The following is a 15,289-nucleotide window of genomic DNA, read 5'->3' on the forward strand; positions in this document are numbered from 1 at the left end:
ACGAAAGGGCGCCCCTTGTCCGTTGCGTTCGCTCCGCCCGCCGGTTTCCAGGCGGTTTCCCCGCCGGCGGATCTGGCGCCGCTTCCGGCCCTGCGCGACGATCTGGCGCTGCTGCCGGCACCCGCCGGGTTGGACGGGGCGCCGGGTTGGACCATCCACGATCCGGTGCGCAACCGCTATTTCCGCATCGGCCCGGAGGCCTTCGCGCTGATCGCCCAATGGCATCTGACCAAGCCGCGCGCCATCGCGGCGGCGGTCGCGGCGGAAAGCCTGTTCGAACCCAGCGTCGATGATGTGATGGGCTTCTACCGGTTCCTGGCGGTCAACAATCTGACCGAGACCACCGACACCGCCCATCTGGCCCGTCAGGCCGCCGCGCGCAAGACCGGCTGGTTTTGGTGGCTGATCCACAACTACCTGTTCTTTCGCATCCCGCTGGTCCGCCCCGACCGCTTCCTGGCGACGACGGCGAGCTGGGTGGCGCCCTTCTACAGCCGGGCGTGGCTGGTTTTCGTCCTGCTGGCCGGGGCCGCCGGGGCGCTGCTGGTGGCGCGGCAGTGGGACGCCTTCCGGCACACCTTCCAGCATTTCTTCAGCCCGGAGGGGCTGGCGCTCTACGGCGTCACCCTGGCGGGGACCAAGATCCTGCACGAGCTGGGGCACGCCTACACCGCCAAACGCTACGGCTGCCGGGTGCCGACCATGGGGGTGGCCTTCCTGGTGATGTGGCCGGTGCTCTACACCGACACCACCGACGCCTGGCGGCTGGTGTCGCGGCGCCAGCGGCTGGCGGTCGCGGCCGCCGGCATGCTGACCGAGTTGACGCTGGCCGTCTTCGCCACGCTGGCCTGGAGTTTTCTGCCCGACGGCCCGCTGCGCAGCGCCGCCTTCTTCCTGGCGACGGTCAGCTGGCTGACGACGCTGGCGGTCAATCTCTCCCCCTTCATGCGCTTCGACGGCTATTACCTGCTGTCCGACGCGCTGGACGTACCGAATTTGCAGGACCGCGCGTTTGCTCTGGCCCGCTGGAGGCTGCGGGAGTGGCTGTTCGGGCTGGGCATGGCACCGCCGGAGCACATGACGCCGCGCCTGCGCCGCACGCTGCTGGTCTATGCCTATGCGACATGGGCGTACCGGCTGGTGGTGTTCCTTGGCATCGCGCTGCTGGTCTACCACGTCGCTATCAAGGTTCTGGGGATTGTGTTGTTCGCCATCGAGATCGGCTGGTTCGTCGCCCGCCCCGTCCTGACCGAGGCCAAGGCGTGGTGGCACTTGCGCGAGGGGTTCCGGCTGAACGGCCGCGTTCTGCTGACGCTGTTAGGGCTATCCGGGGCCATCGGGCTGGCCATGCTGCCGGTGGCCGGCACGGTGTCCGTGCCCGTGGTGTGGCGGTCCACTGGCTTCGCCACCCTCTACGCCTCCTTGCCTGCCAAGCTCGAGGCGATTCTGGTCAAGCCCGGTCAGACGGTGGCCGCGGGCGACCTGCTGTTCCGCCTGTCCGCTCCCGATCTGGAGGGCAAGCTGGGGCAGGTGAACCTGCGCATCAATTGGATGCAGGACCAACTCGCCCGCCTGTCGTCGAGCCGCGAGCAGTTGGACCGGCTGCGGGCCATGGAGGAGGATCTGGCGGCCGCGCTTGCCGAGCGGCAGGGGCTGCTGGAGAGCCGCACCCGGCTGGAGGTCCGCGCGCCGCTGACCGGCACGGTGACCGATTTAGAAGATGCGCTGTTGCCCGGCCGCTGGGTCGGGCCGAAGCTGCCGCTGGGCATCATCGTGTCACCGGGGCCGGGCGAGCTGGTCGGCTATGTCAGCGAGGGCGATTTCGACCGGCTCCGTCCGGGGGCGGCGGCGCGCTTCCACCCCGACGACCCGCTGCGCGGGCGGCAGGACGCGCGGGTGCGCAGCATCGATGCGGTCGCCGTGAGGGTATTGGACGTGCCGGCGCTCGCCTCGCTGCATGGCGGGCCAGTGGCGGTCGAAGGGCAGAACGACCCGGCGGGACCGAGCCGAGCGCTTGGCCGGTCGGCGCTTGGTCCAGTCGAAGCGGTCTACCGCATCGCCTTCGACGTGGATGCGGTTCAGGGGCCGGCGCACATCACCCGAGGCGTTGCCCGCGTCGAGGGCGAGGCGCGCAGCCTCGTCCAGCGCTTCTGGCGGGTTGCCGCCGCCGCGCTGATCCGCGAAACGGGGTTCTGATACCGACGGCGCCTGAAGGCTTCCATTGAGGTTGTTGGGTTCCACCTGTCTGAGGATGGGCAGCAAGGTGATGTGGCACGACCGGCGGTGCAGTGGGGTGTCGGTGAAGTTCATAGGGCTCAGCAACGAGCCGCCACCAAGTTGACGGTGCCTTTCAAAATTGATCCAGAGGTGGAGGGCCTGCGCTATGACGGAGTCCGCCAGAGAGTAGAATGATACTTTGGCGTCAGGCCTGCTCGATGACGATGGCCTTTTGACCATATCAGGATGATACCTTGAGAAAGGTGTCGAACCTGTCAGGACGGGATATCAGCGCGTTAAGCGGATTTTGGGATGCCACATTAGCGTCCACTTACACACGCTTGTCTGCGGACGCCAATGCCTCATCCTGAACAAGCTCGTGCTCTGCCGGGAGCGGCGTGCCCTCGAAAGAGGTAGCCGCCCCCGGTGCACCATGGCTCGCAAGCGCTACGCATTCGACGAGGACAAGATCGCCCGCTTCCAGAAGGAAGGCTCAGCGCTCGGGCGAAAGCAGGAAGAACGCGGGACGTTACGGATTCATGACGCGGTGTATCCAACCGCGAAACGCCTGGAGCGGGGGGTAGGACTCACGTTTGCTTGGCCATGCCAGATAATAGCGCCCCGCGCTTTCCACCGGACCGTCGAAAGCCTCCATTAGATCTCCTCGCGCCAGTTCGGCTTCGATCAGGAACTTCGGCAGGAGCGCCACACCCATGCCGGCCGAGGCCGCCTGAGCGGCGGTGGCGAACTGGTCGATCAGCATGCCGCGCACGCCTTGCGCCGGCACGTTCATGGCCTCGAACCAGCGCTCCCAGGCATCGGGCCGGGACACCAGATGCAGCAGGGGAGCGTCGAGCAGGTCCCTGGGGGCCGAGAACCGATGTTTTGCAAGAAGCTCCGGACTGCAGGCGGGCACCACCATCTCACCCATGAGGAAGTCGAGTTCCGCACCGGTCCAGTCCGGCGCACCGAAGTGGATGGCGGCATCCAGTTGGTCGAATTGGAAGTCGAAAGGCGCCAGCCGGGTGGTCAGATTGACCGTGATCCCGGGGTGGTCCGCCACGAAGGCGGGAAGCCGGGGCGCCAGCCAGCGCGTGCCGAACGTCGGCAGGATCGCAAGGTTGAGGGTGCCTCCGCGAGGATTGGCGCGGAAGCTCAGCGTCGCCGTCGAGATGTGCCGCAAGGCTTCGCGGACCTGCTCGGCATAGGTCTCGCCCGCGAAGGTCAGGCGCACCGTTTGCCGCTCGCGCAGGAACAGCTCGGATCCGAGCATCTCCTCGAGCGCCCGGATCTGCCGGCTGACGGCGCTCTGCGTCAGGTTCAATTCGGCTGCCGCCGCCGTGAAGCTCTGGTGGCGGGCGGCCGCCTCGAACGCGGTCAGCAGGGACATGGACGGCAGGAACCGGCGCACGATCGCCATCTCAGGCACCCCCTCCGCTTTCGGCACCGGCAGATCATTCCAATCTGGAATGATGTTACAAGCCATTGTCGGTTGAAGCAACGCGTGTGGCCGGTCACTATGATGCAGCCCGCTCATGACGTGAGTGCGTTTGTACGGGGTGCCGCCGCATGAAGAATGATCCACGGACGCATGGATTGTGGGAGTGCTCCGCTCCGCCTGCTCCGGCCACGGCGCCCCTCGGGGGCGATCTGGCCGTGGACGTCGCCGTCATCGGCGCGGGCTACACCGGGCTGTCGGCGGCGCTTCATCTGGCCGAAGCTGGCGCCTCGGTCGCGGTGCTGGAAGGCGCCGGGATCGGCTACGGCGGCTCCGGCCGCAACGTCGGCCTGGTCAACGCCGGCCTGTGGGTGATGCCGGACGAGCTTCCTGCCGTGCTCGGCGCCACGCATGGGCAGCGCCTCCTCGACCTGCTGGGCAACGCGCCGAGCGTGGTCTTCGATCTGGTCGAGCGGCACGGCATCGACTGCGAGGCGGAGCGGCGCGGAACGCTGCACTGCGCGGTCGGGGCCGGCGGGTTCAAGGAGCTTCAGGAGCGCACGCGCCAATGGCAGGCGCGCGGCGCGCCGGTCCACCTGCTGGGCGCGGACGAGACGGCCCGCAAAGTGGGCACCGCCGCTTACGCCGGTTCCCTGCTCGACCTGCGCGCCGGCACCATCCAGCCGCTCGCCTACGCCCGCGGGCTGGCCGCCGCGGCCATCGCCGCCGGAGCGGTCATCCACACGGACAGCCCGGTCACGGCGGTCGGCGACGAGGGCTCCGCGTGGCGCCTGCACACGCCGGGCGGCACGGTCCGCGCTGCGTGGGTCGTCGTGGCGACCAACGCCTATACGAGCGCGGTCTGGCCGGAGGTGCGGAGCGAACTCGTGCACTTGCCGTACTTCAACCTGGCCACGCCGCCGCTCGGGGAGGAACTGGCCCACTCTATTCTGCCGGAGCGGCAGGGGGCCTGGGACACCCGCGAGGTGCTGAGTTCCTTCCGCTTCGACCGGCTGGGCCGGCTCGTGTTCGGCAGCGTCGGCGCGCTGCGCGGGCCGGGCCGGGCGATCCACCGGGATTGGGGCCGGCGCGCCCTGGCGAAGCTGTTCCCGCAGCTCCGCGGCATCGGGTTCGAGACGGAATGGTACGGCCAGATCGGGATGACCGTGGACAATTTGCCGCGCTTCCACCGTCTGGGCCGGCAGGTCGTCTCCTTCAGCGGTTACAACGGCCGCGGCATCGCGCCGGGAACGGTGTTCGGCCGGTGTCTGGCGCAATTGGTGGCCGGTTCCCTTTCGGAAGACGAACTGCCGCTGCCGGTGAGCGATCCGGTGCCCGCACGGCACCGCGTCGCGCAGGAAGTCTACTACGAGGTCGGCGCGCAACTGGCCCATCTGGCCGGCGCGCGCTTCTGACCGGATCATGGCACCTAAGGATGAGCAACGGATCATGGGGAAACAGGCGATGGGCGTGAAAACGGGCGGCCAGCTGGTGGTCGCGGCGTTGGAGGCGCAGGGCGTCGAGCGCGTGTTCTGCGTTCCCGGCGAAAGCTATCTCGCGGTGCTTGATGCGCTGCACGATTCCCCGATCCGCACCGTGGTGTGCCGGCACGAGAGCGGCGCCGCCATGATGGCCGAGGCGGCGGGCAAGCTGACCGGCCGGCCGGGCGTCTGCATGGTGACCCGAGGGCCGGGCGCTACCAACGCCGCGGCCGGCATCCACATCGCCCAGCAGGATTCCTCGCCGCTCGTGGTGCTGGTCGGCCAGATCGAGCGTGGCATGCGCGGCCGCGACGCCTTCCAGGAGGTGGACTACCGCCAGATGTTCGGCGGCATGGCGAAATGGGCGGCCGAGATCGACAGCGCCGACCGCGTGCCCGAGATGATCAGCCGCGCCTTCCACACCGCCATGTCCGGCCGTCCCGGCCCGGTGGTCCTGGCGCTGCCAGAGGACGTGCTGGTGGAGGCCGCCGACGCCGTCCCCGCCGCCCCGGCGCTTGCGGTGGACACCTCCCCCACTCCCGCCCAGATGGCGGAGTTGGTGCACCTGCTGAACAAGGCGGAGCGCCCGCTGGTGCTGGCCGGCGGCTCGCGCTGGACTGCGGGGGCGGTGGAACGCCTGCACCGCTTCGCCGAGCGTCTGGAACTGCCGGTGGGCGTCACCTTCCGCCGGCAGATGCTGTTCGACCACACGCACCGCTGCTACGCCGGCGATGTCGGGCTGGGCATCAACCCGAAGCTGGCGGCCCGCGTGCGCGAGGCCGACCTGCTGCTCCTGCTCGGTGGCCGCTTCTCCGAGGTGCCGTCGCAGAGCTATGAGCTGCTGGGGATCCCCGAGCCGGCCGCGGCCCTCGTGCACGTCCACCCCGGCCCCGAGGAGTTGGGCCGCGTCTACCGTCCCACGCTGGCGATCAATGCGACGCCCGCCGGGTTCCTGGAGGCCGCCGAATCCCTGCCGGACGTCCAGCCGCGCTGGGCCGGGCGGGCCGCCGCGGCCAACGCCGACTACCGCGCCTGGAGCGACGTGCCGCCCGTCACCCCGGGTGCGGTGCGCATGGGCGAGGTGATAGTCTGGCTGCGCGAGCATCTGCCGGACGACGCCATCATGACCAACGGCGCCGGCAACTACGCGACGTGGCTGCACCGCTTCTGGCGCTTCCGCCGCTTCGGCACGCAACTGGCGCCGGTGTGCGGCTCGATGGGCTACGGACTGCCGGCGGCGATCTCCGCCAAGCTGGCGCACCCGGAGCGCGACGTGGTGTGCTTTGCCGGTGACGGCTGCTTCCAAATGACCGGGCTGGAGTTCGGCACTGCGGTGCAGGAGGGGGCGGCGGTCATCGTGCTGGTGATCGACAACGCCATGTACGGCACCATTCGCATGCACCAGGAGCGCGAGTACCCCGGCCGCGTCTCCGGCACGGCGCTGCGCAACCCCGACTTCGCCGCTTTCGCCCGCGCGTACGGCGGGCATGGCGAGACGGTGGAGCGCGGCGAGGAGTTTGGCCCGGCCTTCGAGCGCGCCCGCGCCTCCGGCCTGCCGGCGATCCTGCACGTCAAGATCGACCCCGAGGCGCTGACGCCGAACCGCACCCTGACCGACATCCGAGCGGCCGGACGGCCGCGCTGATCCCCCGTTTTCCCACGCAGGAGCCCCCCGTGCCCCACCGCGAGATCCTGACCCGCTTCGGCCTCCAGTCGGCCGCGGCGGCCGACGCCGTCGCCGTCCGCTCGCCCATCGACGGATCCATCATCGGCCATGTGGCCCAGACGCATCCGTCGGCGGTGCCGGACATCGCCGCCAACGCGCAGCGCGCCTTCGCCGCGTGGCGCTCCGTCCCGGCGCCGAAGCGCGGCGAGCTGGTCCGCCTGCTGGGCGAGGAGTTGCGCGCCGCCAAGGAGGACCTCGGCCGGCTGGTGACGCTGGAGGCCGGGAAGATCCTCCAGGAAGGGCTGGGCGAGGTGCAGGAGATGATCGACATCTGCGACTTCGCGGTCGGCCTGTCCCGCCAGCTCTACGGCCTGACCATCGCCTCCGAGCGGCCCGGCCACGCCATGCGCGAGACCTGGCACCCGATGGGCCCCTGCCTGGTCATCAGCGCCTTCAACTTCCCGGTCGCCGTTTGGGCGTGGAACGCGGCGCTGGCGCTGGTGTGCGGCGATCCGGTCATCTGGAAGCCGTCGGAGAAGACGCCGCTGACCGCGCTCGCCTGCCAGCGCATCTTCGAGCGCGCCGTGGCGCGCTTCGGCGATGCGCCGGAGCACCTGTTGCAGGTCGCCGTCGGCGAACGCGAGCTGGGCGAGGCGCTGGTCGCCCGCCCGGATCTGCCCATCGTCTCCGCCACCGGCTCGACCCGGATGGGACGGGAGGTCGCGGTGGCGGTGGCCGGGCGCTTCGGCCGCGCCATCCTGGAGCTGGGCGGCAACAACGCGATGATCGTGGCCCCCAGCGCCGACCTGGACATGGCGGTGCGCGCCATCCTCTTCGCGGCGGTCGGCACTTGCGGCCAGCGCTGCACCACGTTGCGCCGCCTGATCGTGCACAAGGACGTGCGCGACCGTCTGTTGCCGCGCCTGAAGGCGGCCTACGCCTCGGTGCCGATCGGCGATCCGCTCCAGCCCGGCACGCTGGTCGGGCCGCTGGTGGATTCCGGGGCGTTTGAGGCCATGCAGAGCGCCCTGAAGGCCGCCCGCGCCGACGGCGGCTCCGTCACCGGCGGTGAGCGTGTGCAGGCCGAACGCGGAGCGGATGCCTGGTACGTCCGCCCGGCCATCGTCGAGATGCCGGCGCAGACCGACATCGTCCGGCACGAGACCTTCGCGCCGATCCTCTACGTGCTGTCCTACGACACGCTGGACGAGGCTATCACGTTGCAGAACGCCGTTCCGCAGGGCCTGTCGTCCTGCATCTTCTCCACCGACGTGCGGGAGACCGAGCGGTTCCTGTCCGCCACCGGTTCCGACTGCGGCATCGCCAACGTGAACATCGGTCCGAGCGGTGCGGAGATCGGTGGTGCGTTCGGCGGCGAGAAGGAGACTGGCGGAGGACGGGAGTCCGGTTCGGACTCCTGGAAGGCCTACATGCGCCGGCAGACCGCGACGGTGAACTACTCCGACGCCTTGCCCTTGGCGCAGGGAATCCGGTTCGAACTCTGAGCGCCGGTGGCGCGGCGGTCATGCGTTCGGCCGCCGCGCGCCCCGATGGCGATGAGCGCGGTCCAGCGCTCAATCTCCTTGTTGCAGCGCTGGTTCCATTCCGGGCGCTTCTCGTTGATGGCGTCCCAATCCACCATCACCGCGGTCTTTCAGCGCGGCCTCCTGCGCTTCGGTGGACAGCAGGAAGGACGCCAGCTGCTGCGCCGGCTCCGGATCGGGGGTGTTGGCAACGACGCACTGCGCCACCATCAGGATCACCGAGCCCTCCTTGGGCTGCGCGTACTCGGCCGGGATGGCCCCTCTCCTTCAGCGCGCCGACGCCGGTCGGAGTGAGCGGGAACACCGCCGCCTCGCCGGTCTGCACCATCTCCGAGATCTTGGCGGAGTTCGGGATGTACTCCAGCACGTTGGGGCCGATGCTGGTCTTCCAGCCATTGCGAGCCGCCGAGCGCCCGCTCGCCCAGGGCCGGCCAGCGATCACGAAATTCTTGCCCGGCGATGATCTCCAGGCCCAGCCCGAAGCCTTCGGCGCGGTCGCGGTAGGCGATCAGCGACTCCAGGTCGGCCTCGCTGCGCGCCAGCTTGAGATGGCCGGAGCGGAGGTACTCGCCGTCGCTGCCGACCAGCTCGGGCAGGCGGCCCCACAGCGCATGCGCCCGCTGCGCCAGCGGCAGCTGCTCCAGCGGCCGGCCCTGGCGGCGCACGCCGCCGAAATTGACGCCGCTCGCCTTGGCGCCGCACCAGTCGCGCTCCAGCAGCACCGTGGCGAAGCCCATGCGGCGCAGGAACAGCGCGGCGGAGCCGCCGACGATGCCGCCGCCGATCACGGCGATGTCGGTGTCGAGATGCTCGATCATGCCGCGGCCTCGTCCTGGCTGGCGCCGGCCGCCACCGGCAGCGGCTTCACCGGCGGAAGCGACAGCCGGCGAGGTAATCCGGGCCGCACGTCATGATGGTGGGCGCAGGAGATCCGCGACATCTAAGGCAAACGCGGGGCACCAGGAGTTCCTGTGACAATGTTGCACCCAACGCTTCAAGGAAGGATCAGTCAGCGCATTAGTGCCTTTGGCAAATTGATAGGGCGCAGTACAATCATCGGCGCGGAGCGAACAGCCCCCTGTGAGGGGCGCAACTCCACTCCTTTCAGCGCAAGCGGATTGTCAATTAATGGATGTGCAACACAGTCTCGGAGATTTGGTGGATTTGGAGCGCATCCGTGCCCTCCTGCAACTCTTCTCCGAAATGACTGGATTGGCGTCGGCGGTGGTCGACGTCTCTGGGGACATTCTGCGGACCCGGGACGGAGCCATGGTGGGCGCGGGGTGGAAGCGGGTCTGCCTCGACTTCCACCGCGCCCATCCCGGCACTGCGAAGGGTTGCACCGAAAGTGACGTGGTGATCTCGCAAACCGTCAACGCCGGTGGCGCGGCCTGCTACACCTGCCTGAACGGGCTGGTGGATGCCGCATCGCCCGTGGTGGTGGGCGGACACCATGTGGCGAATCTTTTCCTTGGTCAGTTCTTCCACGAGCCTCCGGACCTGGACCTCTTCCGAACGCGCGCAAAACAGTTCGGCTTTGACGAAGGGAAGTATCTCAAGGCCGTCGCCGAGGTGCCGGTCTATTCCCGGGAGCATGTGGGACAGGCCCTGGCCTTCCTCGACATGCTCGCGGGGATCCTCGCCGAGATGGGCATGAAGCGTCAGGAACTCCTCGGCCTGAACCAAAAGATTGAGGGTAAGGTGCGCGAACGCACCGCCGCGCTGACGGAGGCCAACGCACAACTCGCACGACGGGAGGCCGAGTTGGCGCGCGTCAACGAGCGCCTGACCGTCATCGACCGCGCGAAGACCGAGTTGTTCTCGAACGTTTCGCATGAATTCCGCACACCGCTGACGCTCGTCGTCGGTCCGGTCAACCGCATCCTGGCGACGGGCCCCAACCTTTCCGGCGAGCAGCGCCGGGATCTTGAGGTGGTCCGCAAGAATGCCTACACGCTGCTGAAGCATGTCAACGACCTGCTCGACGCAACCAAACTCGACGCCGGCCGGGTCGAGCTTGTCTACAGCGCGTGCGACCTCGTCGAGATCATCCAGCAAGCCGCCGGGAACTTCGAGGTGCTCGCCGCCGATCTGGACGTGAAGTTCACGGTGCAGTCGCCGGAGCGCCTGGCTGCGCAGGTCGATGTCGACAAGGTCGAGCGCATCGTCCTCAATCTTCTGTCCAATGCGTTCAAGTTCACGCCGCGCGGCGGGCGAGTGCTGTGCACGATCGAGCAACAAGGCGACGGCCACGCGCTCATCCGGGTCGAGGACAACGGGCCCGGTATCCCGCCCGAGCAGCGGGAGCGGGTGTTCGAGCGTTTCCGGCAGGGGCAGGCCGACAGCGTGCAGAGGTTCGGCGGCACCGGCCTCGGCCTTGCCATTGCCAGGGATTTCGCCATGCTGCATGGCGGCATCGTCCGCGTCGTGGACGGGGACGGCGGCGCCACCTTCGAGGTGGTCCTCCCCCTCGTGGCGCCCGACGGCGTCCGGGTCGGCTTGGCGGCCACATCGCGGCCGGAGCCGCTCGTTCCGGGCGGCGGGCTCGCCGATCCTCCGGCTCCGCTGGAACCAGCAAGCCAGGATGCCGAAGCCTGCCCCGGTGGGGATCGGCCGGTGGCGCTGGTGGTTGAGGACAATGCGGAACTTCGGCGGTTCATCGTCCGCACCTTGTGCGGCGACTTCGACATCGTCACCGCCGGCGACGGCGAGGAGGGCTACGGCAAGGCCGTCGCGCTGCGGCCCGACATCATCGTGACCGACTTGATGATGCCGCGCATGAGCGGGGATCGGATGATCGCCGCGATCCGGGCCGCGGAGGGGCTGGAGGACACCCCCATCCTGGTGCTGTCCGCCAAGGCCGACGACCAGTTGCGGATCAACCTGCTCACGACCGGGGCGCAGGACTACATCACAAAGCCATTCCTGGAGGGCGAACTGCGCGCCCGCGCGACCAACCTGTACGCCGTGAAGCGGGCCGGCGACATCCTGCGCGCCGAACTCCAGTCGCGGGAGCGCAGTCTCGACACGCTTGCCCAGGCGATGACCCAACAGAACCGGGCCTTGAAGACCCTATCCGCCGAACTGTCGGTCGCGCGCGATCAGGCCGAGCAGGCGAGCCGCGCCAAGAGCCGGTTCCTCGCCATGGTGTCGCATGAATTGCGCTCGCCCCTGCAGAACTTCGAACTGTACATCGCGCTTCTCAAGGGCGCGGAGGGCGCCGCGTCGAACGGGCATCTGATCGGCAGTCTGGAAGCGGCCTCGGCACGGATGACCCAGATCGTCACCACGATCCTTCAGCACAGTTCGATCGAGGAGGGTAAAGTCGCGATCACCCCCAGTCCCGTGGATATCGATGTGATGATTGCCGAGGTCGCCGCAGAGGTGGAGGTGCGGGCCCGTTCAAAGGGGCTGTCGTTTGTGGCCGAGCACCGAGCGTTGAGGCGGCCACCGCTGGTCACCGATCCGAACCTGCTGCGCCTGATCCTGGTCAACCTCTTGGACAACGCCGTCAAATACACGGAGCGCGGGTGGGTCAGCATCGCTTCGGATGCCGGTCCCGGCGGGTACCGCTTCATCGTGGCGGACACCGGCATCGGCATTCCAGCCGAAGATCAAGAGCGTATCTTCGAGCCGTTCCAGCAACTGGAACCGGTCGCCCACAAGCACAGGCCCGGCGTCGGGCTCGGCCTTGCGCTGGTGCGGAAGGTCGTCGGAACGTTGGGCGGTCGCATCGATCTCAGGTCGGCTCCGGAATCGGGCAGCACCTTCACCGTGATGATCCCGTCCAGCGTGGAGGAGGTTCATGCGACGCCTCTTGATCGTTGAGGATGACGATCTGATGCGGCAGGGCATTGCCATGCTGCTAGAGGCCAGCGGCTTCGAAACCCGGCAGGCTGCGGACGGTGTGGAAGCGCTGGCCCTGCTGTCCGACAGAGAGTGGCGGGCAGACCTGATCCTGCTGGACTTGATGATGCCGGGTATGAACGGCTGGCAATTCCGCGTGGCGCAGCGTGGCAATTCCCGCATCGCCGACATTCCTGTGCTCGTCCTGTCGGGCTCCCCCGATCTCGCCAAGCAGGTCGAAGGCTTGGAACCTCATGGCTTTCTGGTGAAGCCCTTCTCTGTTTCAGATCTACTCGCCACCATTCGCAGCACGTTGACCGACGCATGACAGTTTGGCGACGTTGATGGGATAGATGCCTCTGAGTGCCTGTCCTGAAAGTTTATTTCCGCCAGCGCCACGATGGTCAGCGTCGGGTTGGCGTGGCCGGAGGTGGAGAACACCGCGCTGCTGGGGACGAACAGGCCCGGCGCATCGAACACCTCGCATTCCCATCCACGACGCCGTCGCGCGGTGAGGCCGCCATCCGCACAGTGCCCACATGGTGCCCGCCGATGTGCGCCGAAAAGCATGGCTTAGCCACCAAGCGAAGGGGATCGTGGGATACACAACGTTCCCCGACACGGCGTGGACCTCGCCGCCGTCTTCGCTTGGACCATCGTTTACCGGGGCGCAGCCCCCCGTTCCCGTGAGGGCCTTGCCCAACGTCTATGCGAAACCGCGCTCGGCCGCAAAGCGGCGTTGGCGGTATCGCCTTTGCTCCCCGGCGACGACGGATGTAACGCGGCCCGCCTGCGACCGTATCAGTATTTCTCGGGCACCCAGTTCTGCTTGGACTTCTTTGGCCGCTTGTAGCCGTCGTCGCTCTGCCGCGGCGGCAATTCCAGCTCCACAGGCGCGATGTCCTTGTAGTGGATCTGCTGGAGCAGATGGTGGATGCAGTTCAGCCGCGCCCGCTTCTTGTTGTCGGCGTCGACGATGTACCACGGCGTCAGCTTGCAGTCGGTGTGCTCCAACATGGCGTCCTTGGCCTTGGAGTACTCGACCCAGTGCTTGCGGGACTCCAGGTCCATCGGGCTCAGTTTCCAGCGCTTGATCGGGTTGCGCATGCGCTCGGAGAAGCGCTTCTCCTGCTCTTCGTCGCTGACCGAGAACCAGTACTTGATCAGGATGATGCCCGAGCGAACCAACATTTCCTCGAACAGCGGGCAGGCGCGCAGGAATTCCTCGTACTCATCGATGGTGCAAAAGCCCATCACGCGCTCGACACCGGCGCGGTTGTACCAGCTGCGGTCGAACAGCACGATCTCCCCCTTGGCGGGGAGCTGCGGGACATAGCGCTGGAAGTACCACTGCCCGCGCTCCTTCTCGGTCGGCGTGCCGAGCGCCACAACGCGGCAGACGCGGGGGTTCAGGCTCTCGGTGATGCGCTTGATGACGCCGCCCTTGCCGGCCGCGTCGCGCCCCTCGAACAGAACGCAGACCTTCAGGCCGTTCAGGCGCACCCATTCCTGAAGCTTGATCAGCTCGAATTGCAGGCGCGCCAGTTCGTCCACGTAGTTGAGCTTCTTGGCCGGCTTGCCGCCCTTGCCCTTCTGCTTGGCGCCGCCGACGGCGCTCCAGTGGGACTCGATGGCCGCCACCTCCTTGGCGTCGCGCAGCACCTCGCCCTTGAGCTTCGGCGCGTCGAGCCCGAGATCCTTCGCCTTCGGCGCCTTGTTCTTCTTCGGCTTGCCGTTCGCCCCGGTGTTGGCGACCGTCTTCACGTTGTCCATCGCAGATTTCCCCCCGCGCGTTCGTTTCCCCCACAACAAACGCTAGGGTAAGGCGGCCCGCCAGGCAACCGCTTGTAGGGGCCGCGACGATGTGCGCGGGGGGCCGGGGCGTCCACGGCAGGCCAAAGGCGGATCAACCACGCGGCAGCGGCGCCAGGGCGGCCATTGCGTGCTGTTTGCGCTCGTCATAGAGGCGGCCCAACTCGTCCGCGCGCTCGTCCTTCAGCGCGTCGCGGGCCTCGTCGAACAGTTCGTCCTCCTCCTCGTCCAGATGGTGGCGCAGCAGTTCGCCCAGCACCTGCATCTTGGCGGTCCAGGCGCCGCTGTCGGCCGGCATGGCGCTCAGTTCCTCGGCCAGACCGTTGATCATGTGGTGCTCGTTCAGGCCTTCCATGGTCTCGGCCTTGGCGTCCTTGTGCTTGGTCAGTGCGGCGTAGAACACCGCCTCCTCGACCTTGCCGTGCGCCCACAGCTCGCGGGCGAACTGCTCGAACACGGTGCGGCGGTTCTCCTTGTCGGGGTCCTCGATGCGTTCCAGCAGGTCGCGCAGCGTGTCGTGGTCGTGCTTGATGCGGTCGAAGATGTCCATGGCCGGTCCTGTTCCTGGTGTTGCGACACACCCCCGTCTGAACTCGCGGGCAGCGCGGATGTTCCGGTTGCGGCCGGGCTATTGCGGCGAGGCCGAGCCCTCCACGGCACCGCTGGAGCCGCTCAAGGCCGGCGCGCCCAGCCGCTCCGCCAGGGCCAGCTCCTCGCGCAACGGCGGCAAAAGCGCCTCGGCCACGGCGTGCTCGGGGCCTTCAGCCCAGCCCTCCAGCGCCCGCAGCATGCCCGGATAGCTCTGCCGGACCAGGGCGGCGAGGACCCCGGCGAACGCGCCCGGCGGCTGGGTGCGCAACGTCTCCACCCGCTGTTTCGCCTCCGGCGACGGACCGCCCGGCAGCGCGATGCCCTGCGAGCGGGCCAGCTGGTCGAGGCGGCGGGCGAAGTCGGCCTGGGTCAGCGCCACCCGGTCGCCGAGCCGCACGGCGACACCGTCCACCGGCCTCTCGGTGGACAGGATGGCGACGCGCCACACATCGTCCGCGTCGCGGGCCAGCTGGCGCAGAACGTCCACCGAAACAGTGGACGGGGCCGGCAGCGGTGCCGGGGGTTCCACCGGGGCGGGCAGCGCCTCGGCCGGCTGGTCGGCGGGCGGCATCTCGGCGGGCTCCTGCGCACCGGCCGCGAACGCTGCCAGCATCAGCCCGGCGGCAAACGCCGCCACGGTGCGTTTCGGGAATGCCATGCCCCCTCAACCGCGCTGCGGCGGGATGCTCTCGCG

Annotated in this window: 13 protein-coding genes; 6 read left to right on the forward strand and 7 right to left on the reverse strand. The window is 68.4% G+C overall.

From position 1 onward, the window contains the following. Positions 1 to 15 precede the first annotated feature (15 nt). Positions 16 to 2,196, forward strand: a complete 2,181-nt coding sequence (locus ACSVDD_RS21325; protein WP_448191407.1) for a site-2 protease family protein — start codon at positions 16 to 18, stop codon at positions 2,194 to 2,196. Positions 2,197 to 2,746: 550 nt separating this feature from the next. Here the strand turns inward: ACSVDD_RS21325 and ACSVDD_RS21330 are convergent. Next, the gene (locus tag ACSVDD_RS21330; protein ID WP_448191408.1) at positions 2,747 to 3,637 is read right to left on the reverse strand and encodes a LysR family transcriptional regulator; all 891 of its coding nucleotides are present in this window, start codon (positions 3,635 to 3,637) and stop codon (positions 2,747 to 2,749) included. A gap of 236 nt (positions 3,638 to 3,873) precedes the next feature. Between ACSVDD_RS21330 and ACSVDD_RS21335 the strand changes: the two genes are divergently transcribed. From ACSVDD_RS21335 to amaB, 3 genes are read left to right on the forward strand one after another with little or no spacing between them, the layout of a single operon-like run. Continuing rightward, positions 3,874 to 5,070, forward strand: coding sequence for an NAD(P)/FAD-dependent oxidoreductase (locus ACSVDD_RS21335; protein WP_448191409.1), 1,197 nt, complete (start codon positions 3,874 to 3,876; stop codon positions 5,068 to 5,070). A gap of 49 nt (positions 5,071 to 5,119) precedes the next feature. Next, on the forward strand, positions 5,120 to 6,781 hold the full coding sequence (locus ACSVDD_RS21340; protein WP_448191410.1) for a thiamine pyrophosphate-binding protein: 1,662 nt from the start codon (positions 5,120 to 5,122) through the stop codon (positions 6,779 to 6,781). 29 nt (positions 6,782 to 6,810) lie between these two features. After that, complete coding sequence (gene amaB, locus ACSVDD_RS21345; RefSeq protein WP_448191411.1) at positions 6,811 to 8,307, forward strand: L-piperidine-6-carboxylate dehydrogenase; 1,497 nt, start codon at positions 6,811 to 6,813, stop codon at positions 8,305 to 8,307. 69 nt (positions 8,308 to 8,376) lie between these two features. Here the strand turns inward: amaB and ACSVDD_RS21350 are convergent, their stop codons facing one another. The 3 genes from ACSVDD_RS21350 to ACSVDD_RS21360 are packed head-to-tail and all read right to left on the reverse strand — an operon-like array spanning position 8,377 to position 9,286. Continuing rightward, a complete protein-coding gene (locus tag ACSVDD_RS21350) occupies positions 8,377 to 8,565 on the reverse strand; it encodes a hypothetical protein (protein ID WP_448191412.1) in 189 nt (62 codons plus the stop codon). Then, the gene (locus ACSVDD_RS21355; protein ID WP_448191413.1) at positions 8,562 to 9,164 is read right to left on the reverse strand and encodes an NAD(P)/FAD-dependent oxidoreductase; all 603 of its coding nucleotides are present in this window, start codon (positions 9,162 to 9,164) and stop codon (positions 8,562 to 8,564) included. The genes ACSVDD_RS21350 and ACSVDD_RS21355 overlap by 4 nt, the downstream gene beginning before the upstream one ends. Beyond that, positions 9,161 to 9,286 carry a hypothetical protein gene (locus tag ACSVDD_RS21360; RefSeq protein ID WP_448191414.1) on the reverse strand — a complete coding sequence of 42 codons (126 nt, stop codon included), beginning with the start codon at positions 9,284 to 9,286 and terminating at the stop codon, positions 9,161 to 9,163. Before ACSVDD_RS21360 ends, ACSVDD_RS21355 begins: the two co-directional genes overlap by 4 nt. Before the next feature lie 218 nt (positions 9,287 to 9,504). Between ACSVDD_RS21360 and ACSVDD_RS21365 the strand changes: the two genes are divergently transcribed. Further along, entirely contained in the window at positions 9,505 to 12,174 is a 2,670-nt protein-coding gene (locus ACSVDD_RS21365; protein ID WP_448191415.1) for an ATP-binding protein, read from the forward strand. After that, positions 12,152 to 12,520, forward strand: coding sequence for a response regulator transcription factor (locus ACSVDD_RS21370; protein ID WP_448191416.1), 369 nt, complete (start codon positions 12,152 to 12,154; stop codon positions 12,518 to 12,520). Before ACSVDD_RS21365 ends, ACSVDD_RS21370 begins: the two co-directional genes overlap by 23 nt. A 473-nt stretch (positions 12,521 to 12,993) precedes the next feature. Here the strand turns inward: ACSVDD_RS21370 and ppk2 are convergent, their stop codons facing one another. The 3 genes from ppk2 to ACSVDD_RS21390 form a co-directional block, all read right to left on the reverse strand. After that, a complete protein-coding gene (gene ppk2 / locus ACSVDD_RS21380; protein ID WP_448191418.1) occupies positions 12,994 to 13,965 on the reverse strand; it encodes a polyphosphate kinase 2 in 972 nt (323 codons plus the stop codon). Positions 13,966 to 14,098: 133 nt separating this feature from the next. After that, on the reverse strand, positions 14,099 to 14,554 hold the full coding sequence (locus tag ACSVDD_RS21385) for a hemerythrin domain-containing protein (protein ID WP_448191419.1): 456 nt from the start codon (positions 14,552 to 14,554) through the stop codon (positions 14,099 to 14,101). 78 nt (positions 14,555 to 14,632) lie between these two features. Further along, positions 14,633 to 15,253, reverse strand: a complete 621-nt coding sequence (locus ACSVDD_RS21390; RefSeq protein ID WP_448191420.1) for a hypothetical protein — start codon at positions 15,251 to 15,253, stop codon at positions 14,633 to 14,635. Positions 15,254 to 15,289: the final 36 nt, after the last annotated feature.

The organism is Azospirillum terrae (genome assembly GCF_053470425.1).